This window comes from Streptomyces sp. NBC_00385, from assembly GCF_035917155.1.
GTDB classification, from domain to species: Bacteria; Actinomycetota; Actinomycetes; order Streptomycetales; family Streptomycetaceae; genus Streptomyces; species Streptomyces poriferorum.
The window spans coordinates 6,783,341-6,807,139 of the sequence record NZ_CP107951.1 but is presented as its reverse complement, the minus strand read 5'-3'; the positions used below and the strand labels follow the sequence as shown (position 1 = coordinate 6,807,139).

Below are 23,799 nucleotides of genomic sequence, written 5' to 3'. Positions count from 1 at the left end.
CCGGGGAGATCTCCTCGGAACCGGCGCGTTCACCCGGGTACGCGATCGACCCGGGTCGTACGCCATTTCCTGCGGGGACTCCCCTACCCGCGGAATGTGTGTCGCCCGAGGAGATCTCCCCGGAGGGGCCCCGGACCCCCACCACCGGAACAGGCGCCCCGCACCCCGCGGAGCACCCGCACCACCCAAGCCCGTCCGGCGCTTGAGGACGGAACCCCCAGCCCCGGACCGGGGCGACACCCCTTGACGCAACCACACACGCTCCGTAACTTGTCCACGGATGTGAATGCCATCCACGCATCGGGCGAGCCCGCGCTCACCGCACATCGGGCGAGCGCCCGCTCGCCGGCCTACCGAGGAGATCCGCGTATGTCCGCTCCCCGCACCGTCCTGCTCACCGGCGCCGCCGGCGGTCTCGGCACCCTGATGCGCGGACTGCTGCCCGCCCACGGCTACGCGCTCCGCCTGTTCGACATGTTCCCCATCGAGGGCGAGCCGGACGCGATCACCGCGGACCTCGGCGACAAGGAGGCGCTGCGCGAGGCCGTGCGGGGCGTCGACGCGATCATCCACCTTGCGGGCATCTCCCTGGAAGCCTCTTTCGACAAGATCCTCCGGGCGAACATCGAGGGCACCTACAACCTCTACGAGGCCGCCCTCGCGGAGGGCGTGCGGCGGATCGTCTTCGCCTCGTCCAACCACGCGGTCGGCTTCACCCCCCGGCCGCTCCCCGGCGACCCGCTCATCCCCATCGACACGCCTCGCCGCCCGGACACCTTCTACGGGCTGTCCAAGTCCTTCGGTGAGGACCTCGCCCAGCTGTACTGGGACCGGCACGGCCTGGAGACCGTCTCCGTACGCATCGGCTCCTGCTTCCCCGAGCCGACGTCCGTACGGATGCTGTCCGTCTGGATGAGCCCCGGCGACGGGGCCCGGCTCTTCGACGCCGCGCTCACCGCGGAGAACGTGGGCCACACCGTGATCCACGGCTCCTCGGACAACACCCGTCTGTGGTGGGACCTGACGACGGCCCGCTCCCTCGGCTACGACCCGCAGGACGACTCCGAGGAGTACGCGGCGAAGCTCATCGCCGAACACGGCGAGCTCGACCCGGACAACCCTGACCACGCCCACCTCGGCGGCCACTTCTGTACCAACCCGCCGATCTGGCCGTACTGAACGGCCGGCGCTGCCGCCGTACGGGCGAAGCCGCCCGAAGGTAAGGGAACGGCAAAGCCGGGTCATTCGTTACCCCGTGTATGACCGCTATGACACCCGGCTCGAACATCCCTCTCTCCGCCCCCCGCGTGGCGGTGGACGTCGCCGCCCCCGTGCGGCTCGACGTATCGGGCCTGCTGCTCACCGCCGACGGCAAGGTGCGCTCCGACGACGATTTCATCTTCTACAACCAGCCCGCGGGCCCGGGTGTGACCTACCGCTCCGGCGGCGGCACCGCACCCGACGCGATCGTGGTGGACACCGCGGCCGTGCCGCCCGGCATCGAGAAGATCGTCGTCACCGCGAGCCCCGACGGAGCGGGTCAGACCTTCCAGGGCATCGAGCCCACGGCCACCGTCCGCAACGCGGACGACGGCAGTGCGCTCGCCACGTTCACCCCGCCTCAGCTGGGCGCCGAGACCGCGCTCGTGGTCATCGAGGTCTACCGCCGCGGCGGCGCCTGGAAGGCCCGCGCGGTCGGCCAGGGCTATGCCAACGGGCTGGCCGGCATCGCCACCGACTTCGGCGTCTCGGTCGAGGAGGAGCCCGCCGCCGCACCCGTCGCGGTCACGCCCCCGGCCCCCGTCGCCGCGCCGGTGGACCCGCGGATCGCCGCTCCCCCCGTCGCACCCCAGGCACCCCAGGCGCCTCCGGCACCCCCCGCACCGCCCGCACCCCCGGCCTCCGGGAAGATCAACCTCGACAAGGGCCGGGTCAACCTTCAGAAGAACCAGACGGTGTCGCTGGTCAAGGGCGGCCGCCCGCTGCTCTCCCAGGTCAAGATGGGTCTCGGCTGGGAGCCGGCGTTCCGGGGCAAGGACATCGACCTCGACGCCTCGGTGATCGCCTACGGCCCGAACCGCAATCACCTGGAGAGCTGCTACTTCGGCAAGCTCTCCATCCTGAACGGCGCCATCAAGCACTCGGGCGACAACCTCACCGGTGAAGGCGCCGGCGACGACGAGGTGATCGTCGTCGACCTGGGCCGGATCCCCCCGGAGGCGACCGGTCTGGTGTTCACGGTCAACTCGTTCACCGGCCAGAAGTTCACCGAGGTGGCCAAGGCCTACTGCCGGCTGATCGACGGCGCCACCGGCGAGGAGCTGGTCCGCTTCGATCTGACCGGCGCCGAGCCGCAGACCGGCGTGATGATGGCGAAGCTGATCAAGCAGTTCTCCGGGGAGTGGGAGATGACCGCGATGGGCGACTTCGTGAAGTCGCGCACCGTCCGCGGCATGGTCAAGCCCGCCGCCCAGTCCCTCTAGGGGCCGCAGCGGTGGAACGTCTTCAGGGGCACCCGGCTGGCTGCGGGTGCCCCTGAAGGCGGTCGGCGAGAGATACGGCGTACGCGGCGCGTGCTCGTCGCTTCTCTCAGAGCTTGGTCAGCTTGGAGTACGGGCTCAGGATCCTCCCCTGTCGCCCCGAGAAGTCGATGAGCACTGCGTCGTTGTCGCCCTCGACAGCAAGGACTCGTCCGAGTCCGAACTGGTCATGCGACACCCTGTCGCCCACATCGAACAATTCGACCGGTGGGGCCGCCTGGGCCGGGCGGTTGAAGGGACTGGAAGGCAGGTGACGCCGGGATCCGGCTGACTGTTTCATTACCTTGAGTATGCGCCCTGGAAACGCCCGACGCCATGCCCGACCACTCCTGGGGCCGCACTGATGCCGGATTCGTAATCAGGGATTCCGGCGCCGGCGGGTGCCCGGCCCCGCTTCCGGCCGGGCCCCCGCTGGCTGAAAGGCCTTACCCCTCGCGCCGGGGCTGGCGCTTCCACGGGCCGGTGATGGCCAGCATGATGCCGGGTGTCTGGATGTTGGCGAAGAGCGTCTTGCCGTCGGGCGAGAACGTCACACCGGTGAACTCGCTGTACTCCGGATCGGCCTCCGTGCCGGCGTTCAGCTCGTTGCGCGCGATGGGGTAGGTGCGGCCGCTCTCGGTCGCCCCGAAGAGGTGCTGGATGCCCTCGCCGTCCTCGGAGATGACCAGGCCGCCGTAGGGCGAGACCGTGATGTTGTCCGGGCCGTCGAAGGCACCGTCCTTGGAGGGGTCGGCGTTGACGCCGAGGAGGACCTTCAGCGTCAGCGTGCGGCGCTTCGGGTCGTAGAACCAGACCTGGCCGTCGTGCGGGACGGGGCTCTCGTCGCGGGCGAACGAGGAGACGATGTAGGCGCCGCCGTCGCCCCACCACATGCCTTCGAGCTTGCGGGCGCGGGTGATGTCCTTGTCGCCGAACTGCTTGCGCACCGAGACGCTCTTGGCGTCGCGGTCGGGCACGTCGACCCAGTCCACGCCGTACACGGTGCCGATCTTCGTGGCGCGGGAGAGGTCGTCGACGAACGTTCCGCTCTTGTCGAAGCACTTGGTGGCCTGCAGCACACCGGCGTCGTCGGCGAGCGTGCGGAGCTTGCCGCGGCCGTGCTTGAAACCGTGCGGCGGCACCCAGCGGTAGAGCAGTCCGTTGGGGCCGGACGCGTCCTCGGTGAGGTAGGCGTGGCCACGCTTGGGGTCGATGACGACGGCCTCGTGGGCGTAACGGCCGAACGCCTTGATGGGACGCGGGTCACGGTTGGCGCGCTTGTCGTACGGGTCGACCTCGAAGACGTAACCGTGGTCCTTGAGCAGGCCGTTCTTCCCGGCCTTGTCCTCGGTCTCCTCGCAGGTCAGCCAGGTGCCCCACGGGGTGGAGCCGCCGGCGCAGTTGGTGGAGGTGCCGGCGATGCCGACCCATTCGGCGGTGCGGCCGTCGCGGCGGGTCTCCACCACGGTGCAGCCGCCGGCCGCGACCGGGTCGTAGACGAGGCCGTCGGTGAGCGGAACCGGGTACTCCCAGCCCGCCCGGGTACCGCTCAGCTCGTGGTTGTTCACCAGCAGGGTCACGCCGCGCGCGCCCTCGAAGGCGGCGGTGCCGTCGTGGTTGGAGGGGGTGGACTCGCCGGTCTCCAGCTTGGTGACGCCACTGTGCGTGATGACCTTGTACGAGAAGCCGGCGGGCAGCGCGAGTATGCCCTTCGGGTCGGGCAGCAGCGGCCCGTAGCCGGGCTCGTGGCTGTGTCCGTGCCCGTGTCCGTCGTGGTCGTGACCGTGGCCGTGGTCGTCGTGGCCGTGCTTCGAGTCCCCGGCGGCGAGGGCGCCGGGTGCGGTGGCCAGCGCGGCGACGGTTCCGGTGAGGGCGATGCCGGCACCGGTGAGGGCGGACTGTCTGGTGAATTCCCTGCGCGTGAAGGCCATCACGTACTCCTGGTGCAGCTGGGGCGGGTTGTTGGTGCGCTCACCGTCCCGCCCTTGTGCCAACACCAGTTGAACTGACGACGACTTCGAGGGAATCCCTTCCGTGAACATCCTCGGCGGCGGGTGGCCGAATGCGCTGGTCCGGCCACCCGCCCCGGGAGGTCCCTCAGCTGCCCGAGCCGCCCCGGGAGCGGGCCTTGAACGCGGCCTTGCGGGCGTCCTTCGCCTGCTTCTTGTCGCTGTGCAGCCGTCCCATCGCCTCCAGGACGTCCCCCGTCGCCGGGTGGTCCACCCGCCACGCCTCGTCGAAGAAGCCGCTGTGCTGGCCGGACAGGCCCTCGACCAGGCCCTGGAGCTCGTCCAGATCGCCGTCCGCCTCCAGCTGCGCCGCGATCGTGTCGATGGCGAGCCAGAAGATCATCGCCTCCGAGGGAGGCGGTACGTCGGCGGCACCCCGCTCGGCGAGCCAGACCCGGGCGAGTCCGCCCAGCTCCGGGTCGCCCAGCACCGCGCGCACCGCGGGTTCGGCGTCCGCGCCGACCAGGGCGAGCGCCTGCTGGCAGTGCAGGCGGCGCAGGGGTGCCTGCGGGTCCTCACCGCGTGCGGCGTCCAGGAGTTCACCGGCGGCCCCGTCGGCGCCGTGGCGCGCGAGCCACAGCTCGATCTCGCCCCGGGCCGCCGCCTCGGGGTAGTACGCGATGCCCCCGAGCAGTACGTCGGCACCCTTGTCCGCCAGGTCGCCGATGGCCGGGGCGTCCACACCGGCGTCCAGCATCCGGGCCCGGATGCCGTAGACACCGAGCGGGGTCAGCTTCACCATCCCGTACCGGGTGACATCGTCGTCGTCCGCGGGCGGCACGGACTCCTCGCCCTCCTCGGCCAGCAACGCCTCGTCCACCGGCCGGTACTCGACGATGCCGATGGGTTCCAGCACCCGGAACTGGTCGTCGAGGCGCATCATCGCGTCCGACACCTGTTCCAGGACGTCGTCGGTGGGCTCGCCCATGTCGTCGGGGACGATCATCGAGGCGGCCAGTGCGGGCAGCGGCACGGCCTCGTCTCCCGCGCCCTCGCCGGCCGTGAGCAGATAGAGGTTGCCGAGCACCCCGTCGAGGAACTCCGCCTCGGTCTCCGGGTCCCAGTCCAGTGCGTCGAAGTCGATCGACCCGTCCTCGCCGACGAGGTCGGCGAAGTCGTCGAAGACCGGGGCGGTGGCGTCGGCGTGGGCGGCCTCCAGGCCGTCGAGCCAGATCGACAGCACGTCCTGCGGCGAACCGCCGGTCAGCAGCGCCAGGTTCTCCCCGGCGGTGACGGTGCCCTCCGCGTCGTCGGCGAAGCCCTCCTCGTCCGCACCCGGCTCCGTCGCCGGGTCCTCGACCTCGACCAGGCCGGTGTCCACCGCGAGCCGCCAGGCCTCGCTGGCCTCCGCCGCGCCGTCCTCGTCCGCGGCGAGGCCCAGGTGCTCGGCCGCCGCGGGCAGCTGGGCGTCGACGAGCTCGCCGCCGGCGCCGACTCTCGTGTCGGGGCCGGCCCAGCGGGCGAGCCGGACGGCGCGGGCGAGCAGCGGTGCCGCGAGCGCGTCCCGTGCCAGCTCCGCCTCGGTGTGCAGCCGTACCGGCGGCAGGATGGGGCGCTCTGCGGACATCAGGGGGTCTCCTCGAAAACGTGCGGGCGTACACGTCGCCGGGGCCACGGCTCCGGTCGCGTACGGGGTCAGGCGGCCCAAGCCTAGACGCATTGCACCCCCTGCCGCCCGGTGCGCGGGACAGAAGGAGACCCGCCGTCCTCGGCGCCCGGACAACTGATCTCCGTACACGGGGGATTGCCGCCCCCGAGGGCCCTCGGGGGCGGTGCCTGCGGGCTATCCGTCCTCCCCCGGACGCAGACTGAGTGCCGGGGTGTAGCGGCGCACACCACCGCCGGTCACCCCGGGGTAGGTCTGCACCCGTTCCCACTGGGGCGTCCGCGAGCCGACGCCGTTTCCGGGCGCGGCCAGTGCGTCGATGTGGGCCTGTGCGCTTTCCCACTCCGCGTAGTTGAGCACCCGGGTCCCGTCGGTGCTCACGTGGAAGTGGCCTGCGAGCCCGCCGGGCGCCGGGGCCGGATCCGTACCCAGCGCTTCGAACACACCGTCCACCCAGTCGCGTTGGCGGGCCTTGTCGGCCCCGTCGAACTCGACGTCGACGACCACCACGCAGCCGGGCTCCCGGCCGCCGGGCGAGGAGGACCGGTAGAGCTCGTAGGTGTGCAGTCCGAGCCGTTCGATGCCCGGCACGGCCGAGTCGATCTCGGCGTTGCGCACGTCCCGGCCGTCCCGGACGAAGTCCCGGTAGCTCTCCTCGCCGGTCCACTGCGAGTAGTGGAAGAGCGTTCCGCCGTCCTCCCCCGTGTACACGCTGTACGAGAGCAGGCCCGGGTGCGGCCATCGCCTGGTCCCCCACGCGGCGCGGATGGCCCCGACGGTCTTCCGCAGGCGCTCCGGTGTGCCGACGTCCCAGGTACTGGCCTTGACGATTCCCGCATCCGCACGGGTGACATCGGGCCGGGACACGAACTCCACTGTCATGGCTGCTCCCCTCACCGGCGCACCCTTGCGGTGCGCCCGTGACAGCCACCCTGATACGTCAAGCGCGCTTGAGGTCAACCGCGGCTCGCGTGCCTCTCCCTACGCTGACGCATCGGACAACGAACGGAGTACCGCATGACGCTGCGGGTCGAGGAGATCACGCGCGAGCAGCACGTGGCGTTCGTCGCCGGCCGGGGTTCGGCCAGCCATATGCAGGTTCCGTCGTGGGGTGAGGTGAAGCCCGACTGGCGCGCGGAGAGCATCGGCTGGCTGGACGAGGGCGGGCTGATCGTCGGTGCGGGGCTGGTGCTGTACCGCCCGGTCCCCCGGCTGAAGCGGTATCTGGCCTATCTGCCGGAGGGCCCGGTCATCCCGTGGCACGAGGGCGAGCTGCGCCCTTGGCTGGATCCGCTGGTGGCCCATGCCAGGGCCCGGGGCGCGTTCACGGTACGGATGGGCCCGCCCGTGGTCGCCCGCCGCTGGGACGCTCCGACGGTCAAGGACGCCATCGCGGACCCGGCCGCGGGCCGGCTGCGCGACGTCGAGGCGGACGAGACCGAGCCCCGGGCCACCGAGGTCGTGGAGCAGCTGCGCCGGCTGGGCTGGCAGCAGGGTGCGGACGGGGACACGGACGGCTTCAGCGCCGGGCAGCCCCGGTACGTGTTCCAGGTGCCGTTCGCCGGACGGTCGCTGGAGGAGATCCGGGACGGCCTGAACCAGCAGTGGCGGCGCAACATCAAGAAGGCGGAGAAGGCGGGTGTGAAGGTCGTCGAGGGCGGCTTCGACGACCTTCCGGTCTTCTACGAGCTGTACCGGGAGACCGCCGAGCGGGACCGCTTCATTCCCCGGCCGCTCGGCTACTTCCAGCGCATGTGGACCGCGCTGCGGGCCGAGGACCCGGACCGGATGCGGCTCTATCTCGCCCACCACGACGGGGAGGTGCTCTCCGCGGCGACGATGCTGACCGTGGGAACCCATGTCTGGTACTCGTACGGTGCCTCGACGAGCCGTCGGCGCGAGGTGCAGCCCAACAACGCGATCCAGTGGCGGATGATGAGCGACGCGCACGAGCGGGGCGCCGCCGTGTACGACCTGCGGGGCATCACCGACACCCTCGACGAGGGCAACCATCTGCTGGGTCTGCTGCGGTTCAAGGCGGGCACCGGGGGGCGTGCCGCAGAGTACGTCGGCGAGTGGGACTACCCGGTCAGCAGGCTGCTGCACAAGGCGTTCGGCCTGTACATGGCCCGGCGCTGAGCCGGGCGGCTCACTCCGGCGTGACGGTCCGCCAGCCCGTCATGTTGAACTCGTCGAGCAGCCGTACGTCGCTGCCCTCCAGCGGAAAGGTACGGGGCTCCAGGCCGGGGGCCGGGGCGATCTCCAGGGCGTCGCCCTCGATCAGGTCGCCGCCGGTGGGGGTGGAGACCCAGACCAGGAGCGAGCGCATGGTCTTCCCGGGTGCCAGCATGACCTCTTCGGGCCCCTTGTCGTTCCCGAAGTACGACGAGCCCGGGTTGACCTTGACCGGGAGCGCATCGCCGTTCTCGTCGAGGGCCTGGACCGAGGGGTAGCCGTTCACCCGGTGGGGCTCGCTGTCGCAGTTGGTCAGGGTCAGCCCGACGGCCCGGTGCCCCAGCGCGGCCTCCACGGGCCCCATGTCCACCACGAGGCCCGAGGCCGGGCAGCCTCCGGTGGCGGTGGGTGTGGGTGTGGGGGCCGGCCGGGTGGCGGGCCCGGTCGCGAGGGCCGGCGGCGACGGCGTCGTCGCGCGCACTCCCCCGGCTGAGGTGCGTGAAGGGCTCGGCCCCGGTTCCCCCTCACCGGCCGGCACGAGGAATCCCGAGCATCCCGACAGGGCGAGCGCCCCCGCGAGGACGAGGGCCGCTGCCGGAACCGGTCCGCGTGTACCCGCGCCCGTCGCCGTCCGCATCTTCATGTACCCCGCCCCGCGTCGCCCCGCCCACATGTGCGGCCGATCATGCCAGAACACGGCCATAGTTGAGTGTTGCTTCACCTTAACCCGGAGAAGAACTAAGTAGACCTTCACGGTCCGGGCGGTCGACACTGCGGACATGACGCCGCCCGCATCCTCCCGCCCCCGCCCCTTCGGCCGCGCCCTCTGCGCCATGATCACGCCGTTCACCCCGACCGGCGCCCTCGATCCGGACGCTGCGGCCGCACATGCCGTGACGCTGGTCGCCGGCGGCTGCGACGGTCTGGTGCTGAGCGGGACCACCGGCGAGTCCCCGACCACCTCGGACGCCGAGAAGGCCGCCCTGGTACGTGCCGTGCGGGAGGCGGTCGGCCCGGACGTGTCGCTGGTGGCGGGCGTCGGGACGGCCGACACCCGCCATACGGTGGAGCTGGGCGGACAGGCGGAGGAGGCGGGCGCCGACGGGCTGCTGGTCGTCACCCCGTACTACAGCCGCCCTCCGCAGGCCGCCGTCGAGGCGCACTTCCTGCGGGTCGCCGAGTCGACCGGGCTCCCGCTGATGCTGTACGACATCCCCGGCCGCACCGGGACCCGTATCGAGCCGGCGACGATGCTCCGGCTGGCGGAGCACCCGCGCATCGTGGCGGTGAAGGACTGTTCGTGCGACCTGCTGGGGGCGACGAAGGTGATCGCCGCCACCGCGCTGGCGTACTACTCGGGCTGCGAGGAGCTGAATCTGCCGCTGTACGCCGTGGGCGGCGCCGGATACGTCAGCACGGTGGCCAACGCGGCGCCGCGTCCGCTGCGTGCCGTGCTGGACGCGTTCGACGCCGGGGACACCGCCGGGGCGGCCCGGCTGAACGGTCTCCTGGCCCCGCTCACGGAGCTGATGATGGCGTCCGGACTGCCGGGCACGGTGACGGCCAAGGCCCTGCTGGACGCGGGCCCGGTCCGTGAACCGCTGCAGCCCGCCGGGCGCGAGGCGGCCGACGGGCTGCGCAGGGCGTACGAGGAACTCCTCGCCGCCGGACCCTCTTCTTAGTCGTTGCTGTGCAGGACGTCGTTGAGGCCGCCCCAGACCGCGTTGTTCGGGCGGGCCTCGACGGTGCCGGTCACCGAGTTGCGGCGGAAGAGGATGTTCGAGGCGCCGGAGAGCTCGCGCGCCTTGACGACCTGGCCGTCCGGCAGGGTGACGCGGGTGCCGGCGGTGACGTACAGACCGGCCTCCACGACGCACTCGTCGCCGAGCGCGATCCCGACACCGGCCTCCGCGCCCACCAGGCAGCGCTCGCCGATCACGATGCGCTCCTTGCCGCCGCCGGAGAGCGTGCCCATGGTGGACGCGCCGCCGCCGATGTCGGAGCCGTCCCCGACGACGACACCGGCCGAGATGCGGCCCTCGACCATGGAGGTGCCGAGGGTGCCGGCGTTGAAGTTGACGAAGCCCTCGTGCATGACGGTGGTGCCGGCGGCGAGGTGCGCGCCGAGCCGCACCCGGTCGGCGTCGGCGATGCGGACGCCCTTCGGCGCGACGTAGTCCGTCATGCGCGGGAACTTGTCGACGGAGGTGACCTGGAGGTGCAGGCCCTCGGCGCGGGCGTTCAGCCGCACCTTCTCCACGTCGTCCACGGCGACCGGGCCCAGCGAGGTCCAGGCCACGTTGGTGAGGAGGCCGAACAGACCGTCCAGGTTCTGCCCGTGCGGCTGGACGAGGCGGTGCGAGAGCAGGTGCAGGCGCAGGTACGCGTCGTGCGCGTCGAGCGGCTTGTCGTCGAGCGAGGCGATGACCGTGCGGACGGCGACGACCTCGACCCCGCGGCGGGCGTCCACGCCGATGGCCTTGGCGGCGCCCTCACCGAGCAGGTTGACCGCGCGGTCGGGGGTGAGCCGCTCGGTTCCGGCCGGTCCGGGCTCCGCGGTGAGCTCGGGAGCGGGGAACCAGGTGTCGAGAACGGAACCGTCGCCGGCGATGGTGGCGAGGCCGGCGGCGACGGCGCCGGTGGAACGGGGAGAAGTCGTGTCGGTCATGCCCCGAACCTAACCGGCCGGGGGCGGCCCGGGCCAACCGGTCTCAGCGTCCGGGCGTCGCGGACACCGCGCCGAGGGGGCCGGCCCCGCCCTCCTCGCGCCGGCCCGCCGGCCGTCGTACGGGAACCACCCCCGTGGACTCCCGTACGACGGCCGGCGCGGGCCCCGTGTCAGGAACGCTGCCCCTTTCCGTCGACCACGGCGGCCTTCACCCGGGCGGTCACGAGGGAACCGGACGCCGAGTCCAGGTCGCCCCCTCCGGCGTACAGCGAGGTCTCCGCGTCCAGGAGCAACAGGTCACGCTCGCCCGGCAGATGGATGCCGATGACCGGCCGGTTCAGCACGTCCTGGGTCTGGACGGCCTGGATCCCGGGGATGGTGGCCATCGCCCGGTAGACCGAGGCAAGCCCCTCCGGGTCGGCGGGGTAGGACATCGCCAGCACGGAGAGCGCCCGGAAGTCGTGCTCGGCGACGGTCTCGTCCTCACCCGGGTAGAAGGCGCGGGCCCGCTTCTTCACCTGGGCCGGGCCGGACGGCAGATCCGCCAGGAAGTCGAAGCGCTCACGGGGCGAGTGGTCGTCGCCCGACCTCCCGTTCTCGAAGGCCGGGTCCGCGTAGCGGTACCAGTTCTCGATCACCCGGAGGCCGCCGGCCTTCTCCCCCGATCTGCCCTCCTGCGCGAGGGCCGCCAGGTCGCGTTGCACGTCCTCGGTGTAGGCCTGGCCGGGCTTGCCCGGGTGCGGGGCGTCGTCCGCGTCCGTCACCAGCACCTTGGTGTAGACCCACTGCCCCGCCCGCGGCGCCGGAACCGGATCGTCCGCGACCTCACCGGCCGCGGCCCTGAGCACCTGTGCGGCGCTGACCGGTTCGGACACGACGACGGGGGATGCGCCCTGCGGTGCGTCCTGCTCTCCCCCGAGGACCTGGGTGCTGATGACGGCCCCCATGACGACCGCCGCCGCGGTCGCCACCGCGGCGATCCGCCAGTCGGCGCGCAGCCGGCGGGGGCGTCCCGCGGCCTCCGTCAGCCGCCGCCGGCCCCCGGCCAGGGCCGCCCGGTCCGGTACCGGCACCTCGGCACGCAGTTCCCGCAGCAGCGACATCTCATCCGTGCCCATGGGCCACCTCCAGGCCTTCGGTAACGACTGTGGGATCTGCGCCGAGGGTCTGGCGGACCTTGCGGCGGGCCCGGTTGAGCCGGGAGCGGACCGTGCCGACGGGCACGGAGAGCGCGTCGGCCACCTCCTGGTAGCTGAGATCGGCCCAGGCGATCAGCAGGAGTACGTGGCGGTCGCCGGCGGACAGCGAGGCCAGGGCGCCCGCGAGCAGGCTGTGGGCCGCCTGGGCGCTGACCCGGTGGTCGGCGCCTTCGGTCCAGGACTCGGCCACCGGGTCGGTTCCGGTGCGGGCCAGCGCGCGCAGCGCCCTGACCTCGGTGCGGCGGTGCTTGCCGATGAGGTTGGCCGCGATGCCGTACAGCCAGGGCCGTGCGCTGTCCCGGCCGGTGTCGAAGCGGGCGCGGGAGCGGAAGGCGACGAGGAAGGTGTCGGCGGTGATGTCGTCGGCCGCCCCTTCGCCGAGGCGGCGGGCGGCGTAGCGGTGGATGTCGGCGGCGTACCGGTCGTAGAGCAGCGCGAAGGTCTCGGGCCGCTCCAGCGACTGGCCGACCACGGCCGCGTCGTCTTCTCTCGGTGGTCCGGTCACGGTGTCTCCGTCTTCTTCAGCAGTTCCGCACGAGGCGTGTCACCTGCTGTTGCCCGGAGCGGCCTTCCGGGTTCACGGGCCCGGTCGCGGGGACGGTGTCACCTGCTGATGCGGCCCAGCATCTCCCGTGCGTACGCCTCGTCATAGACCCCGTCGGTGAGGAGTACCTGCAGACAGATGCCGTCCATCAGGGCGACCAGCGCACGTGCCGTGGCGGGGCCGGTGCGCGGTGCCAGGAGTGCGGCCGTGTCATCGGCCCACTCGGCGGCGACGGGACGCAGCGCGGGCCTGCGCAGGGCGGCGAGGTAGAGCTCGTACTCCAGCTCCGCCGGGCCGCGTCCGGCGCCGAAGAACTCCCCGAGCAGCCGGGCCAGTTCGGCTGCGAGATCGGCGGCCGGGTCGGCGAGGGGACGGCTCTGCCGCATGAGCGTGGCGAAGTTCTCGTTCGTGCGGCGCAGGGCGGCGATCAGCAGTTCGTCCAGCGAGGCGAAGTGGTACGTCGTCGAGCCGAGCGGCACATCGGCCTCGGCGGCGACGGAGCGGTGGCTGAGACCGGCGATCCCCTTGGCGCCTACCACCCGGATCGCCGCGTCGATGATCCGCTCGCGCCGCTCGGGGTCGTACCTGCGCGCCATCAGTGCGCGCCGCCCAGGTTGAGGACCACCACACCGGCGATGACCAGGGCGATGCCCGCCGCCTTGACCGGGCTGCCGGACTCCCCCATGAACAGCATGCCGATGACGGCGACGGCGGCCGTTCCGATCCCGGCCCAGATCGCGTAGGCCGTACCCATCGACATCGTCTTGAGGGTCTGGGCGAGCAGCGAGAAGGCCAGCAGGTATCCGGCGACGGTGATCAGAGAGGGCCACAGCCGGGTGAACCCCTCGCTGTACTTCATGGCGGTCGTCCCGGCCACCTCTGCCGCTATGGCCGCGGCCAGCAGTCCGTATCCCATGTGTACGAGTGTACGCATGGAGTGCCGAGGGAGGCCCTGGGCCGTACGGGTGACAGGAGCGCTACCGTGGTCCGTCCAGTACATGCCAGATCATGATCGACTGACCGACGGAGCAGCAGTGGCGCAGGACGCAGGGTGGGGTGGCGGTGCGTACGGGGGTGCGCCGTACGGGGGACCTCCGGGACCGCCCGGCTGGGGCGGCTGGGGCGGTGGCTTGGGCGGTGGCTGGGTGCCGCCGAAGCCCGGGGTGGTGCCCCTGGGCCCGATGCGGCTCGGGGATGTCATGAACGGCGCGTTCACCACCGTCGGCCGCTACGGCAAGCAGCTGCTCGGCGTCGGTGCGGCCGCGTACGGCGGGGCGCTGGCCGTGGTGCTGACCGCCGCCGCGATCGCGTACTCGGCAGTCGCCGGCCACCTTGACCGGATCCTGGCGCTCGGCGCCGACGAGGACCCGCGCACCGAGGACTGGGTACCGCTGGTCGTCGCCTTCGGCTCGGTCGCGTTGGTGGGCCTGATCGCCGCCGCGATCTCCACGGCCCTGATGTACACGGCGGTGCCCGCGGTCCTCCAGGAGGCGGTCCTGGGCCGTCCGGCCACGTTCTCCGCCGTCTGGCGGCGGGCCTGGAGCCGACTGCCCGCCGTCATCGGAACGGTCCTGCTGACCTGGCTGATCGTGCTCGTCCCGGTCCTGCTCGCCTGGGCCGGATTCGTCGCCATCGTGATCGCCACGCTGAGCACGGACAGTGGCGGCTGGCAGATCGCCGTGACCGTGATCGGCGTCCTGGGCGCGCTCGCGACGGCACCACTGGCGACCTGGCTCTGGGTGAAGTTCAGCCTGGCCCCCTCCGTCGTCGTCTTCGAGAACCAGGGCCCGATCGGGGCCATCCGCCGCTCGTCCGGGCTGGTGCGCGGGGACTGGTGGCGGATCTTCGGGATCACGCTGCTGGCCGGCGCCGTCGCCGGGTTCGCCGGCTATCTGATCCAGATCCCGTTCTCGATGCTCGGCCTGTTCTCCGGCATGCTCGGCTCGGTGAACCTGGGCGACGACCCGAATCCGGCGGCGGTCATCGTCGCCGTCGGCGGCTATGTGCTGTCCATCCTGATCGGCCAGCTGGTCTCGCAGCTGGTCGTGGCCACCTTCCCGCCGCTGGTGACCGGACTGCTGTACGTCGATCGCCGGATCCGCACCGAGGACCTCGGGCCCGCACTCGCCGAGGCCGCCGCGGTGCCGCCGCAGTACACGGAGTAGTGGCCCCCGGAGGCGTCGCTCGTCGGCGGGACACTCAGTCGATGAGCGAGTTCTTCGGGGACAGCACACAGAACTCGTTGCCCTCGGGGTCCTCCAGCACCACAAAGGTCGCGCTGCCCGGCTGGCCGACGTCGGTACGCCGGGCACCGAGCGCGATGATGCGCTCGACCTCGGCGTCCTGGTCGTCGGGGGCCAGGTCGATGTGCAGCCGGTTCTTGATCTCCTTCGCCTCGGGCACGGGGACGAAGGTGATGCCCGGCAGCGCGTCCTTGTCCGCGCCGATGACGATCTCGTCGTCCGCCTCGAAGAGCACCTCCCAGTCGAGCACTCCGCACCAGAAGCGGGCGAGCGAGGGAAGGTCACGGGCGTCGACGACGATGCTGTAAAAGGAAACGGCCATGCCCGCCAGTCTGCCTGGCGGGCATGGCCGTCCGGGTACGAACCGGCGAGATGGACCCGGAAGGCCCAGCCGGTCGCGTCCGGAGTGCTCAGACGTTGAAGCCCAGTGCGCGCAGCTGCTCGCGGCCGTCGTCCGTGATCTTGTCCGGGCCCCACGGCGGCATCCAGACCCAGTTGATCCGGAGTTCGTTGACGATGCCGTCGGTGGCGGACTTCGCCTGGTCCTCGATGACGTCGGTCAGCGGGCAGGCCGCGGACGTCAGGGTCATGTCGAGCGTCGCGATGTTGGCGTCGTCGATGTGGATGCCGTAGATCAGGCCCAGGTTGACGACATCGATGCCCAGCTCGGGGTCGACGACGTCGTACAGCGCCTCGCGGACCTCCTCCTCGGAGGCAGGCTTGGTGGTGAGAGTCTCGTTGTCGCTCATGCCGTCTTCCCTTCGGACAGCGCTTTCGCCGTCGCGTCCTTCCACGCCATCCAGCTCAGCAGCGCGCACTTGACCCGGGCCGGGTACTTGGAGACACCGGCGAACGCGACCGCGTCCTCCAGCACCTCCTCCATCGCATCGTCCGGCTCCAGCTGTCCCTTGGACTGCATCAGCTCCAGGAACGCGGCCTGGATCTTCTGGGCCTCGCCCAGTTCCTTGCCGACCAGCAGCTCGTTCAGCACGGAGGCGCTGGCCTGGCTGATGGAGCAGCCCTGGCCCTCGTAACTCACATCGGCGATCGTCTCGCCGTCGTACCGCACCCGCAACGTGATCTCGTCACCACACGTCGGATTGACGTGATGCACCTCGGCGTCGCCGTCCCGCAGGCCGCGCCCGTGGGGGTGCTTGTAGTGGTCCAGGATCACTTCCTGGTACATGGAATCAAGCTTCACCAGTCAACCCTCAGCCGCTGTCTAACCGAAAAAGTTCCGGACGTGGTTCAGACCGTCCACCAGGGCGTCGACCTCGGCGGGCGTGGAGTACAGATAGAACGACGCTCGCGTCGTCGCAGGAATTCCGTACCGCAGGCAGACCGGCCGTGCGCAGTGGTGTCCGACCCGGACCGCGATGCCCTCCTCGTCGAGCACCTGGCCCACGTCGTGCGGGTGGATGTCGCCGAGCGTGAAGGAGATCGTGGCGCCGCGGTCCTCCGCGGTGGCCGGACCGATGATCCTGAGGTCCGGGACCTCCAGCAGGCGCTTCACCGCGTAGGCGGTGATGGCCTGCTCATGACGGTGGATGTTCTCCATGCCGATCGCCGAGAGGTAGTCCACGGCCGCACCGAGGCCGACGGCCTGGGCGATCGGGGGCGTACCGGCCTCGAACTTGTGCGGCGCGGGAGCGTAGGTCGACGAGTGCATCGACACGGTCTCGATCATCTCGCCGCCACCGAGGAACGGCGGCAGGTCCTCCAGGAGTTCCTGCCGTCCCCAGAGCACGCCGATGCCGGTCGGGCCGACCATCTTGTGACCGGTGAAGGCCACGAAGTCGGCCTGCAGCGCCTGCACGTCGAGCACCATGTGCGGGGCGGCCTGCGAGGCGTCGATGCAGACCAGTGCACCGACCTCCTGGGCGCGCCGGACGATCTGCTCGACCGGGTTGATCGTGCCCATGATGTTCGAGACCAGCGTGAAGGAGACGATCTTCGTCTTCTCGGTGATGATCTCGTCGATGTTGGACAGGTCCAGCCGGCCGTCGTCCGTGATGCCGAACCACTTCAGCTTCGCGCCCGTGCGCTGCGAGAGCAGCTGCCACGGCACGATGTTGGAGTGGTGCTCCATCTCCGTGGTGACGATCTCGGTCTCGTGGTCGACCCGGTAGGGCTCATCGGCCCAGCCGAGCATGTTGGCCACGAGGTTGAGCGACTCCGAGGCGTTCTTGGTGAAGATCACCTCGTTGCGGCTGGGCGCGTTGATGAACGCGGCGACCTTGTCACGGGCGCCCTCGTACAGCGCCGTGGCCTCCTCCGCGATCGTGTACACGCCGCGGTGCACATTGGCGTTGTGCCGCTCGTAGTACTCGTTGAGGGCATCGAGCACCTGGCGCGGCTTCTGCGAGGTCGCCGCGCTGTCCAGGTACACGATCTTCTTGCCGTCGTGGACCGTGCGGTCCAGGATCGGGAAGTCCTTGCGGATCGCCTCGGTGTCGAGGAGGCCGGAGAGCCCCTGTCGGGCATCAGTCACGCGGAAGCGCCACCCTTCGTGTAGGCCTCGTAGCCCTCGTCCTCCAGCTTGTCCGCGAGCTCGGCGCCGCCGGACTCGGCGATCCGGCCGTTGGCGAAGACGTGCACGAAGTCGGGCTTGATGTACCGGAGGATCCGCGTGTAGTGCGTGATCAGCAGGGTGCCGACCTCGCCGGACTCGCGGACCCGGTTGACTCCTTCGGAGACGGTCTTCAGCGCGTCGACGTCCAGGCCGGAGTCGGTCTCGTCGAGGATCGCGATCTTCGGCTTGAGGAGCTCGAGCTGAAGGATCTCGTGGCGCTTCTTCTCACCGCCGGAGAAGCCCTCGTTGACGTTGCGCTCGGCGAACGCCGGGTCCATCTGGAGACCGGCCATCGTCTCCTTGACCTCCTTCACCCAGGTACGCAGCTTGGGTGCCTCGCCGCGGACGGCGGTGGCGGAGGTACGCAGGAAGTTGGAGACCGAGACACCGGGGATCTCGACCGGGTACTGCATGGCGAGGAACAGCCCGGCGCGGGCGCGCTCGTCGACGGTCATGTCCAGGACGTTCTCGCCGTCCAGGGTCACCGTGCCGCTGGTGATCGTGTACTTGGGGTGACCCGCCAGCGAGTACGCGAGGGTGGACTTGCCGGACCCGTTGGGGCCCATGATGGCGTGGGTCTCGCCCTGCTTCACGGTCAGGTCGACGCCCTTGAGGATCTCCTTCGTGGCGTTGTCGGCCTCGACGGTGACGTGCAGGTCGCGGATTTCAAGCGTTGCCATGGGTGACTCAGGACTCCTGGGTGACGGAGACGAGCACATCGTCCCCTTGGATCTTGACGGGGTATACGGGGACGGGGCGCGTCGCGGGAAGGCCGGACGGCTTGCCGGTGCGGAGGTCGAAGCTCGATCCGTGCAGCCAGCACTCGATCATGCAGTCCTCGACCTCCCCCTCGGACAGCGACACGTTCGCGTGCGAGCAGATGTCGTTGATCGCGAACACCTCGCCCTCGGTGCGGACGACGGACACCGGCGTGCCGTCGAGCTCCACCCTTTTCGGGGTGTCGTCCTCCAGCTCGCTCAGCGCGCACGCCTTGACGAAGGTCATCAGACCGACGCCTTCAGCTCGGTCTCGATCTTGTCGAGGAGGCGGGCTTCGACGTCCGGCAGACCGATCTGCTGGACCAGCTCGGCGAAGAAGCCGCGCACGACGAGGCGGCGGGCCTCCTCGGCCGGGATACCGCGGGACTGGAGGTAGAACAGCTGCTCGTCGTCGAAACGGCCGGTCGCGGAGGCGTGACCGGCGCCGACGATCTCGCCGGTCTCGATCTCCAGGTTCGGCACCGAGTCGACCCGCGCACCGTCCGTGAGGACCAGGTTGCGGTTCATCTCGTAGGTGTCGGTGCCCTCGGCCGCGGCCTGGATGAGGACGTCGCCGATCCATACGGCGTGGGCGCCGTCGCCCTGCAGCGCGCCCTTGTAGGCCACGTTGGACTTGCAGTGCGGGGTGTTGTGGTCGACCAGGAGGCGGTGCTCCTGGTGCTGGCCCTTGTCGGTGAAGTACAGACCGAAGAGCTCGGCCTCGCCGCCCGGGCCCGCGTAGGCGATCCGCGGGTGGAGCCGGACGAGGTCGCCGCCGAAGGTGACGATGATGGACTTGAAGGAGGCGTCGCGGCCGACCAGCGCGTTGTGCTGGCCGACGTGGACGGCCTGCTCGTCCCAGTCCTGGACGGAGACGACGGTCAGCTTCGCCCCGTCGCCGAGGACGTAGTCGACGTTGGCGGCGAGCACCGCGTCACCGGTGTGGTCGATGACGACGACGGCCTCCGCGAAGGCGCCCAGCTCGATGACCTGGTGGCCGTAGGCCACACCGCCCTCGCCGTGCACGGCGATCCGGATCGGCTCGGTGAGCACGGCTTCCTTGGCGACGGTGACGACGGAGGCCTGCTCGAAGGACGAGTACGCCTGCGCGGCGACCCGGTCCACCGGCGTACCGGCCTTGCCGAGGCGTGCGTCGTCGCGGCCGACGGTCTCGACCGTGACGCCCGCGGGCGCCTCGATGGCGACCTTCACGCCGCCGCCGCCCGCGACGGCCGTGCCGTCATGCAGCCCGCGCAGCCGCTCCAGCGGCGTGAACCGCCACTCCTCCTCGCGACCGTGCGGGACCGGGAAGTCCGCGACGTCGAAGGACGGGGGCGCGCTCATGCGCGTGGCGACGGTCGACTCGGCGGCCACCGCGATGGACCCGGCGGTCGTGGAGCCCGCAGGGATGTTCTGAGCCTCAGCCATGGCTGTCGTGGTGCTCTCTTTCTCAGTCGGACAGATATCAGGGGGATCCGGGCGATCGGCGTACTAGCCGACCGAACCCTCCATCTGCAGCTCGATCAGCCGGTTGAGTTCGAGGGCGTACTCCATCGGGAGTTCCTTCGCGATCGGCTCGACGAAGCCGCGCACGATCATCGCCATCGCCTCGAACTCGGTCATGCCGCGGCTCATCAGGTAGAAGAGCTGGTCCTCGGAGACCTTGGAGACGGTCGCCTCGTGCCCCATCGACACGTCGTCCTCGCGGACGTCGACGTACGGGTAGGTGTCGGAGCGCGAGATGGTGTCGACCAGCAGCGCGTCGCACAGCACATTGGACTTCGAGCCGGGCGCGCCCTCGCCGATCTCGATGAGACCGCGGTAGGAGGTACGGCCGCCGCCTCGTGCCACCGACTTGGAGACGATGTTCGACGAGGTGTTCGGAGCCATGTGGACCATCTTGGCGCCGGCGTCCTGGTGCTGGCCCTCGCCCGCGAAGGCGATGGACAGGGTCTCGCCCTTGGCGTGCTCGCCCATGAGGTAGACGGCCGGGTACTTCATGGTGACCTTGGAGCCGATGTTGCCGTCGACCCACTCCATCGTCGCGCCCTCGTAGGCGACGGCGCGCTTGGTCACCAGGTTGTAGACGTTGTTCGACCAGTTCTGGATCGTCGTGTAGCGGCAGCGGCCGCCCTTCTTCACGATGATCTCGACGACCGCGGAGTGCAGGGAGTCCGAGGAGTAGATCGGCGCGGTGCAGCCCTCGACGTAGTGGACGTAGGCGTCCTCGTCGACGATGATCAGCGTCCGCTCGAACTGGCCCATGTTCTCCGTGTTGATACGGAAGTAGGCCTGGAGCGGGATCTCCACGTGCACGCCCTTCGGCACGTAGATGAACGAGCCACCGGACCACACCGCCGAGTTCAGCGAGGCGAACTTGTTGTCACCGACGGGGATGACGGTGCCGAAGTACTCCTTGAAGAGCTCCGGGTGCTCCTTCAGCGCGGTGTCGGTGTCCATGAAGATGACACCCTGCGCCTCCAGCTCCTCGTTGATCTGGTGGTAGACGACCTCGGACTCGTACTGCGCGGCGACACCGGCGACGAGGCGCTGCTTCTCCGCCTCCGGGATGCCGAGCTTGTCGTACGTGTTCTTGATGTCCTCGGGCAGGTCCTCCCAGGACTCCGCCTGCTTCTCCGTGGAGCGCACGAAGTACTTGATGTTGTCGAAGTCGATGCCCGACAGGTCCGAGCCCCAGTTCGGCATGGGCTTCTTGCCGAAGAGCTTGAGGCCCTTGAGCCGCAGCTTCAGCATCCACTCCGGCTCGTTCTTCTTCTCCGAGATGTCGCGGACGACGGCCTCGGAGAGGCCGCGCTTGGCCGCTGCGCCTGCCGCGTCGGAGTCGGCCCAGCCGAATTCGTACGTGCCCAGGCCATCGAGCTCAGGGTGGGCAGTCTCCGTAGGGAGCGTCATGCGGGGTTCCTCCCGGCCGTTCTTGCAGATGCTGAATCAGTGGTCTGTGGGGTGGGGTGGCCGCTGCGCGGAATGTACGTCGTACACACCCCGTCGCCGTGGGCGATGGTGGCCAGACGCTGCACATGGGTCCCCAGGAGGCTGGAGAAGAACTCCGTCTCCGCCTCGCACAGCTGCGGGTACTGCTCGGCGACATGTGCGACCGGGCAGTGGTGCTGACACAGCTGCTCACCCTGCTGCGGGCCCGGCGCGCTGCGCGCCGTAGCAGCGTACCCGTCGGCGGACAAGGCCTTGGCCAGCGCCTCCGTCCGGGCTTCCGGCTCCGCGGCCTCGACGGCCGCGCGATAGGCGGCCGACTGGCCGGCGATCCTTGCCCGGGCGAACACCATGACCGCTTCGTCGCCCGAAGTCTCGGCGATCCAGCGCAGGGCGTCCGCGGCAAGCTTGTCGTACGACTGGTCGAAGGCGTCCCGGCCGCAGTCGGTCAGGGCGAACACCTTGGCCGGACGGCCCCGGGTCCGCGCCCCGTAAACCCGCTGTTCGCGGGCCTCCACGACGTCGTCGGCGACGAGGGCGTCGAGGTGGCGGCGGACCGCCGCCTGGGTGAGCCCCAGCCGCTTCGCCAGGTCGGCGACGGTGGACGGGCCGTGGTCCAGGATGGAGCGCGCGACCCGGTTGCGCGTCGAGCGCTCACCGGTCGCGAGTTCCTCCTGAGGAGCCTCGCCCATGTATTTCACAACGCCATTGTTGCGTAATTCATCCGGCCCTGACAACCACGGTCCGGAACGATCAAGGGTGGAATCCATCACTTAGGGTTACCTAATCAAGCCCCCGGACCGGGCCCTCCCGGGCGGCTGCCTAGACTTACCGCCCATGAAGAGCGAGCCCGCCCCACCCCCCTCCGGCCCGGTCGTCCAGGTCCGCGGCCTGGTCAAGCGGTACGGCAGCAAAGCCGCGGTGGACGGCCTCGACCTGGACGTCCGGGCCGGCGCGGTCACCGCGGTCCTCGGCCCCAACGGCGCGGGCAAGACCACCACGATCGAGACCTGCGAGGGATACCGCCGCCCGGATGACGGCACGGTCCGGGTCCTCGGCCTCGACCCGGTCGCCGACGCGGCGCGGCTGCGTCCCCGCATCGGCGTGATGCTCCAGTCGGGCGGCGTCTACTCAGGCGCGCGCGCCGACGAGATGCTCCGCCACATGGCGAGACTGCACGCCCACCCCCTGGACGTGGACGCACTCATCGAGCGTCTGGGCCTCGGCGGCTGCGGGCGCACCACCTACCGCCGGCTCTCCGGCGGCCAGCAGCAGCGGCTCGCCCTGGCGATGGCCGTCGTCGGCCGCCCCGAGCTGGTCTTCCTGGACGAGCCGACCGCCGGCCTCGACCCGCAGGCCCGCCGCTCCACGTGGGACCTCGTGCGCGAGCTCCGCGCCGACGGGGTCTCCGTCGTTTTGACCACCCACTTCATGGACGAGGCCGAGGAGCTCGCCGACGACGTCGCCATCATCGACGCCGGCCGGCTCCTCACCCAGGGCAGCCCCGAGGCCCTGTGCCGCGGCGGCGCCGAGAACACCCTGCGCTTCACCGGCCGCCCCGGCCTCGACCTCGGCTCCCTGCTGAAGGCCCTGCCCGACGGCACCGAGGCCGCGGAGCTCGCCACCGGCGCGTACCGCATCACCGGAGACGTCGATCCGCAGCTGCTGGCCACCGTGACCTCCTGGTGCGCCCAGCACGGCGTGATGCCCTCCGGCATCTCCGTCGAGCGCCACACCCTGGAGGACGTCTTCCTCGAACTGACCGGCAAGGAGCTGCGCGCATGAGCGCCGGTACGTACGCCCCGCGGCCGGGCGCGGCCCCGCTGCCCCGCATGATCGCCGCGCAGACCGCGCTGGAGACCCGGATGCTGCTGCGCAACGGCGAGCAGCTGCTGCTGACGGTGATCATCCCGACGCTCCTGCTCGTGCTGTTCAGCGCGGTCGACATCGTGGACACCGGCTCGGGCGAGTCGGTCGACTTCCTGACACCCGGCATCCTCGCCCTCGCCGTGATGTCCACGGCGTTCACCGGCCAGGCCATCGCCACCGGCTTCGAGCGGCGCTACGGCGTGCTCAAGCGGCTCGCCGCCTCGCCGCTGCCCCGGTGGGGGCTGATGACCGCCAAGACGCTCGCGGTCCTGGTCACCGAGGTGCTCCAGGTCGTGCTGCTGACGGTGATCGCCTTCGCGCTGGGCTGGTCGCCGCACGGCAACCCGTTCGCCGTGCTGCTGCTCCTGGTCCTCGGCACCGCCGCGTTCTCCGGGCTCGGCCTGCTGATGGCCGGGACGCTGAAGGCGGAGGCCACGCTGGCCGCCGCCAACCTCGTCTTCCTGCTGCTGCTGGTCGGCGGCGGGGTCATCGTGCCGCTGGACAAGTTCCCGGACGCGGCGCAGTCGGTGCTGGGCCTGCTGCCGATCGCGGCCCTCTCGGACGGGCTGCGGGACGTGCTGCAGCACGGCGCCGCCATGCCGTGGGGCGACCTGGGGATCCTGGCCGTGTGGACGGTGCTGGGGCTTGGCGCGGCGGCGAGGTTCTTCCGCTGGGAGTGAGCCCTGAC

The 23,799-nt window shown here is 70.7% G+C and carries 26 protein-coding genes; 7 read left to right on the top strand and 19 right to left on the bottom strand.

From position 1 onward, the window contains the following. Window positions 1-369 precede the first annotated feature (369 nt). Both OG959_RS30340 and OG959_RS30335 read left to right on the top strand, forming a co-directional pair. The gene (locus OG959_RS30340; RefSeq protein ID WP_326663603.1) at window positions 370-1,179 is read left to right on the top strand and encodes an NAD-dependent epimerase/dehydratase family protein; all 810 of its coding nucleotides are present in this window, start codon (window positions 370-372) and stop codon (window positions 1,177-1,179) included. 80 nt (window positions 1,180-1,259) lie between these two features. Then, a complete protein-coding gene (locus tag OG959_RS30335; RefSeq protein WP_326663602.1) occupies window positions 1,260-2,483 on the top strand; it encodes a TerD family protein in 1,224 nt (407 codons plus the stop codon). Between the two features lie 106 nt (window positions 2,484-2,589). On the opposite strand, the gene OG959_RS30330 is transcribed toward OG959_RS30335, so the two are convergent. From OG959_RS30330 to OG959_RS30315, 4 genes are all read right to left on the bottom strand, one after another. Beyond that, window positions 2,590-2,820 (bottom strand): hypothetical protein, encoded by a 231-nt coding sequence (locus OG959_RS30330; protein ID WP_037711258.1) that lies wholly within the window; start codon window positions 2,818-2,820, stop codon window positions 2,590-2,592. Between the two features lie 145 nt (window positions 2,821-2,965). Then, window positions 2,966-4,450, bottom strand: a complete 1,485-nt coding sequence (locus tag OG959_RS30325) for an alkaline phosphatase PhoX (protein ID WP_326666699.1) — start codon at window positions 4,448-4,450, stop codon at window positions 2,966-2,968. Window positions 4,451-4,616: 166 nt separating this feature from the next. Further along, window positions 4,617-6,095, bottom strand: coding sequence for a hypothetical protein (locus OG959_RS30320; RefSeq protein WP_326663601.1), 1,479 nt, complete (start codon window positions 6,093-6,095; stop codon window positions 4,617-4,619). 216 nt (window positions 6,096-6,311) lie between these two features. Then, entirely contained in the window at window positions 6,312-7,016 is a 705-nt protein-coding gene (locus OG959_RS30315) for an antibiotic biosynthesis monooxygenase (protein WP_326663599.1), read from the bottom strand. Between the two features lie 135 nt (window positions 7,017-7,151). Here OG959_RS30315 and OG959_RS30310 point away from each other — a divergent pair, with 135 nt between their 5' ends. Beyond that, entirely contained in the window at window positions 7,152-8,273 is a 1,122-nt protein-coding gene (locus OG959_RS30310; protein ID WP_326663598.1) for a lipid II:glycine glycyltransferase FemX, read from the top strand. A gap of 10 nt (window positions 8,274-8,283) precedes the next feature. Here the strand turns inward: OG959_RS30310 and OG959_RS30305 are convergent, their stop codons facing one another. After that, a complete protein-coding gene (locus tag OG959_RS30305) occupies window positions 8,284-8,952 on the bottom strand; it encodes a DUF4232 domain-containing protein (RefSeq protein WP_326663597.1) in 669 nt (222 codons plus the stop codon). Window positions 8,953-9,088: 136 nt separating this feature from the next. Here OG959_RS30305 and dapA point away from each other — a divergent pair, with 136 nt between their 5' ends. Then, complete coding sequence (gene dapA, locus OG959_RS30300; protein ID WP_326663595.1) at window positions 9,089-9,991, top strand: 4-hydroxy-tetrahydrodipicolinate synthase; 903 nt, start codon at window positions 9,089-9,091, stop codon at window positions 9,989-9,991. On the opposite strand, the gene dapD is transcribed toward dapA, so the two are convergent. From dapD to OG959_RS30275, 5 genes are all read right to left on the bottom strand, one after another. After that, window positions 9,988-10,977 (bottom strand): 2,3,4,5-tetrahydropyridine-2,6-dicarboxylate N-succinyltransferase, encoded by a 990-nt coding sequence (dapD, locus tag OG959_RS30295; protein ID WP_148015908.1) that lies wholly within the window; start codon window positions 10,975-10,977, stop codon window positions 9,988-9,990. The two genes, dapA and dapD, sit on opposite strands and share 4 nt — an antisense overlap. A 170-nt stretch (window positions 10,978-11,147) precedes the next feature. Then, on the bottom strand, window positions 11,148-12,095 hold the full coding sequence (locus OG959_RS30290; RefSeq protein WP_326663593.1) for a CU044_5270 family protein: 948 nt from the start codon (window positions 12,093-12,095) through the stop codon (window positions 11,148-11,150). After that, complete coding sequence (locus tag OG959_RS30285; RefSeq protein ID WP_326663591.1) at window positions 12,082-12,681, bottom strand: RNA polymerase sigma factor; 600 nt, start codon at window positions 12,679-12,681, stop codon at window positions 12,082-12,084. Before OG959_RS30285 ends, OG959_RS30290 begins: the two co-directional genes overlap by 14 nt. 98 nt (window positions 12,682-12,779) lie before the next feature. After that, on the bottom strand, window positions 12,780-13,316 hold the full coding sequence (locus OG959_RS30280; RefSeq protein ID WP_326663588.1) for a TetR/AcrR family transcriptional regulator: 537 nt from the start codon (window positions 13,314-13,316) through the stop codon (window positions 12,780-12,782). Continuing rightward, window positions 13,316-13,636, bottom strand: coding sequence for a DMT family transporter (locus OG959_RS30275; protein WP_266777356.1), 321 nt, complete (start codon window positions 13,634-13,636; stop codon window positions 13,316-13,318). The genes OG959_RS30280 and OG959_RS30275 overlap by 1 nt, the downstream gene beginning before the upstream one ends. 118 nt (window positions 13,637-13,754) lie before the next feature. Here OG959_RS30275 and OG959_RS30270 point away from each other — a divergent pair, with 118 nt between their 5' ends. After that, window positions 13,755-14,885 (top strand): hypothetical protein, encoded by a 1,131-nt coding sequence (locus OG959_RS30270; protein WP_326663584.1) that lies wholly within the window; start codon window positions 13,755-13,757, stop codon window positions 14,883-14,885. 34 nt (window positions 14,886-14,919) lie between these two features. On the opposite strand, the gene OG959_RS30265 is transcribed toward OG959_RS30270, so the two are convergent. The 9 genes from OG959_RS30265 to OG959_RS30225 all read right to left on the bottom strand — a co-directional run bounded on the left by OG959_RS30265 (window position 14,920) and on the right by OG959_RS30225 (window position 21,943). Further along, complete coding sequence (locus OG959_RS30265) at window positions 14,920-15,285, bottom strand: VOC family protein (protein WP_326663582.1); 366 nt, start codon at window positions 15,283-15,285, stop codon at window positions 14,920-14,922. An 88-nt stretch (window positions 15,286-15,373) separates the two neighbouring features. Next, window positions 15,374-15,712, bottom strand: coding sequence for a metal-sulfur cluster assembly factor (locus OG959_RS30260; RefSeq protein WP_093539690.1), 339 nt, complete (start codon window positions 15,710-15,712; stop codon window positions 15,374-15,376). Further along, complete coding sequence (gene sufU / locus OG959_RS30255) at window positions 15,709-16,164, bottom strand: Fe-S cluster assembly sulfur transfer protein SufU (RefSeq protein ID WP_024492621.1); 456 nt, start codon at window positions 16,162-16,164, stop codon at window positions 15,709-15,711. Before sufU ends, OG959_RS30260 begins: the two co-directional genes overlap by 4 nt. Before the next feature lie 21 nt (window positions 16,165-16,185). Beyond that, window positions 16,186-17,454 carry a cysteine desulfurase gene (locus OG959_RS30250; RefSeq protein ID WP_326663579.1) on the bottom strand — a complete coding sequence of 423 codons (1,269 nt, stop codon included), beginning with the start codon at window positions 17,452-17,454 and terminating at the stop codon, window positions 16,186-16,188. After that, a complete protein-coding gene (gene sufC / locus OG959_RS30245; protein WP_326663577.1) occupies window positions 17,451-18,215 on the bottom strand; it encodes a Fe-S cluster assembly ATPase SufC in 765 nt (254 codons plus the stop codon). Before sufC ends, OG959_RS30250 begins: the two co-directional genes overlap by 4 nt. Window positions 18,216-18,222: 7 nt before the next feature. After that, window positions 18,223-18,540, bottom strand: a complete 318-nt coding sequence (locus tag OG959_RS30240) for a bifunctional 3-phenylpropionate/cinnamic acid dioxygenase ferredoxin subunit (protein ID WP_326663576.1) — start codon at window positions 18,538-18,540, stop codon at window positions 18,223-18,225. Continuing rightward, window positions 18,540-19,721 carry a Fe-S cluster assembly protein SufD gene (gene sufD, locus OG959_RS30235; RefSeq protein WP_326663574.1) on the bottom strand — a complete coding sequence of 394 codons (1,182 nt, stop codon included), beginning with the start codon at window positions 19,719-19,721 and terminating at the stop codon, window positions 18,540-18,542. Before sufD ends, OG959_RS30240 begins: the two co-directional genes overlap by 1 nt. 63 nt (window positions 19,722-19,784) lie before the next feature. Beyond that, window positions 19,785-21,206 carry a Fe-S cluster assembly protein SufB gene (gene sufB / locus OG959_RS30230; RefSeq protein WP_136328638.1) on the bottom strand — a complete coding sequence of 474 codons (1,422 nt, stop codon included), beginning with the start codon at window positions 21,204-21,206 and terminating at the stop codon, window positions 19,785-19,787. Then, a complete protein-coding gene (locus OG959_RS30225; RefSeq protein WP_326663571.1) occupies window positions 21,203-21,943 on the bottom strand; it encodes a helix-turn-helix transcriptional regulator in 741 nt (246 codons plus the stop codon). The genes sufB and OG959_RS30225 overlap by 4 nt, the downstream gene beginning before the upstream one ends. A 136-nt stretch (window positions 21,944-22,079) precedes the next feature. Here OG959_RS30225 and OG959_RS30220 point away from each other — a divergent pair, with 136 nt between their 5' ends. Beyond that, window positions 22,080-23,027: an ABC transporter ATP-binding protein gene (locus OG959_RS30220; protein WP_326663569.1), complete on the top strand. Its 948-nt coding sequence runs from the start codon at window positions 22,080-22,082 to the stop codon at window positions 23,025-23,027. Next, window positions 23,024-23,791 (top strand): ABC transporter permease, encoded by a 768-nt coding sequence (locus OG959_RS30215; protein ID WP_326663567.1) that lies wholly within the window; start codon window positions 23,024-23,026, stop codon window positions 23,789-23,791. Before OG959_RS30220 ends, OG959_RS30215 begins: the two co-directional genes overlap by 4 nt. The last annotated feature ends 8 nt before the right edge of the window (window positions 23,792-23,799 follow it).

Coding starts and splice junctions, on each gene's coding strand:
- OG959_RS30340 (WP_326663603.1), top strand. CDS start 370: ATGTCCGCTCCCCGCACCGTCCTGCTCACCGGCGCCGCCGGCGGTCTC.
- OG959_RS30335 (WP_326663602.1), top strand. CDS start 1,260: ATGACCGCTATGACACCCGGCTCGAACATCCCTCTCTCCGCCCCCCGC.
- OG959_RS30330 (WP_037711258.1), bottom strand. CDS start 2,820: ATGAAACAGTCAGCCGGATCCCGGCGTCACCTGCCTTCCAGTCCCTTC.
- OG959_RS30325 (WP_326666699.1), bottom strand. CDS start 4,450: ATGGCCTTCACGCGCAGGGAATTCACCAGACAGTCCGCCCTCACCGGT.
- OG959_RS30320 (WP_326663601.1), bottom strand. CDS start 6,095: ATGTCCGCAGAGCGCCCCATCCTGCCGCCGGTACGGCTGCACACCGAG.
- OG959_RS30315 (WP_326663599.1), bottom strand. CDS start 7,016: ATGACAGTGGAGTTCGTGTCCCGGCCCGATGTCACCCGTGCGGATGCG.
- OG959_RS30310 (WP_326663598.1), top strand. CDS start 7,152: ATGACGCTGCGGGTCGAGGAGATCACGCGCGAGCAGCACGTGGCGTTC.
- OG959_RS30305 (WP_326663597.1), bottom strand. CDS start 8,952: ATGAAGATGCGGACGGCGACGGGCGCGGGTACACGCGGACCGGTTCCG.
- dapA (WP_326663595.1), top strand. CDS start 9,089: ATGACGCCGCCCGCATCCTCCCGCCCCCGCCCCTTCGGCCGCGCCCTC.
- dapD (WP_148015908.1), bottom strand. CDS start 10,977: ATGACCGACACGACTTCTCCCCGTTCCACCGGCGCCGTCGCCGCCGGC.
- OG959_RS30290 (WP_326663593.1), bottom strand. CDS start 12,095: ATGGGCACGGATGAGATGTCGCTGCTGCGGGAACTGCGTGCCGAGGTG.
- OG959_RS30280 (WP_326663588.1), bottom strand. CDS start 13,316: ATGGCGCGCAGGTACGACCCCGAGCGGCGCGAGCGGATCATCGACGCG.
- OG959_RS30275 (WP_266777356.1), bottom strand. CDS start 13,636: ATGGGATACGGACTGCTGGCCGCGGCCATAGCGGCAGAGGTGGCCGGG.
- OG959_RS30265 (WP_326663582.1), bottom strand. CDS start 15,285: ATGGCCGTTTCCTTTTACAGCATCGTCGTCGACGCCCGTGACCTTCCC.
- OG959_RS30260 (WP_093539690.1), bottom strand. CDS start 15,712: ATGAGCGACAACGAGACTCTCACCACCAAGCCTGCCTCCGAGGAGGAG.
- sufC (WP_326663577.1), bottom strand. CDS start 18,215: ATGGCAACGCTTGAAATCCGCGACCTGCACGTCACCGTCGAGGCCGAC.
- OG959_RS30240 (WP_326663576.1), bottom strand. CDS start 18,540: ATGACCTTCGTCAAGGCGTGCGCGCTGAGCGAGCTGGAGGACGACACC.
- sufD (WP_326663574.1), bottom strand. CDS start 19,721: ATGGCTGAGGCTCAGAACATCCCTGCGGGCTCCACGACCGCCGGGTCC.
- sufB (WP_136328638.1), bottom strand. CDS start 21,206: ATGACGCTCCCTACGGAGACTGCCCACCCTGAGCTCGATGGCCTGGGC.
- OG959_RS30220 (WP_326663569.1), top strand. CDS start 22,080: ATGAAGAGCGAGCCCGCCCCACCCCCCTCCGGCCCGGTCGTCCAGGTC.
- OG959_RS30215 (WP_326663567.1), top strand. CDS start 23,024: ATGAGCGCCGGTACGTACGCCCCGCGGCCGGGCGCGGCCCCGCTGCCC.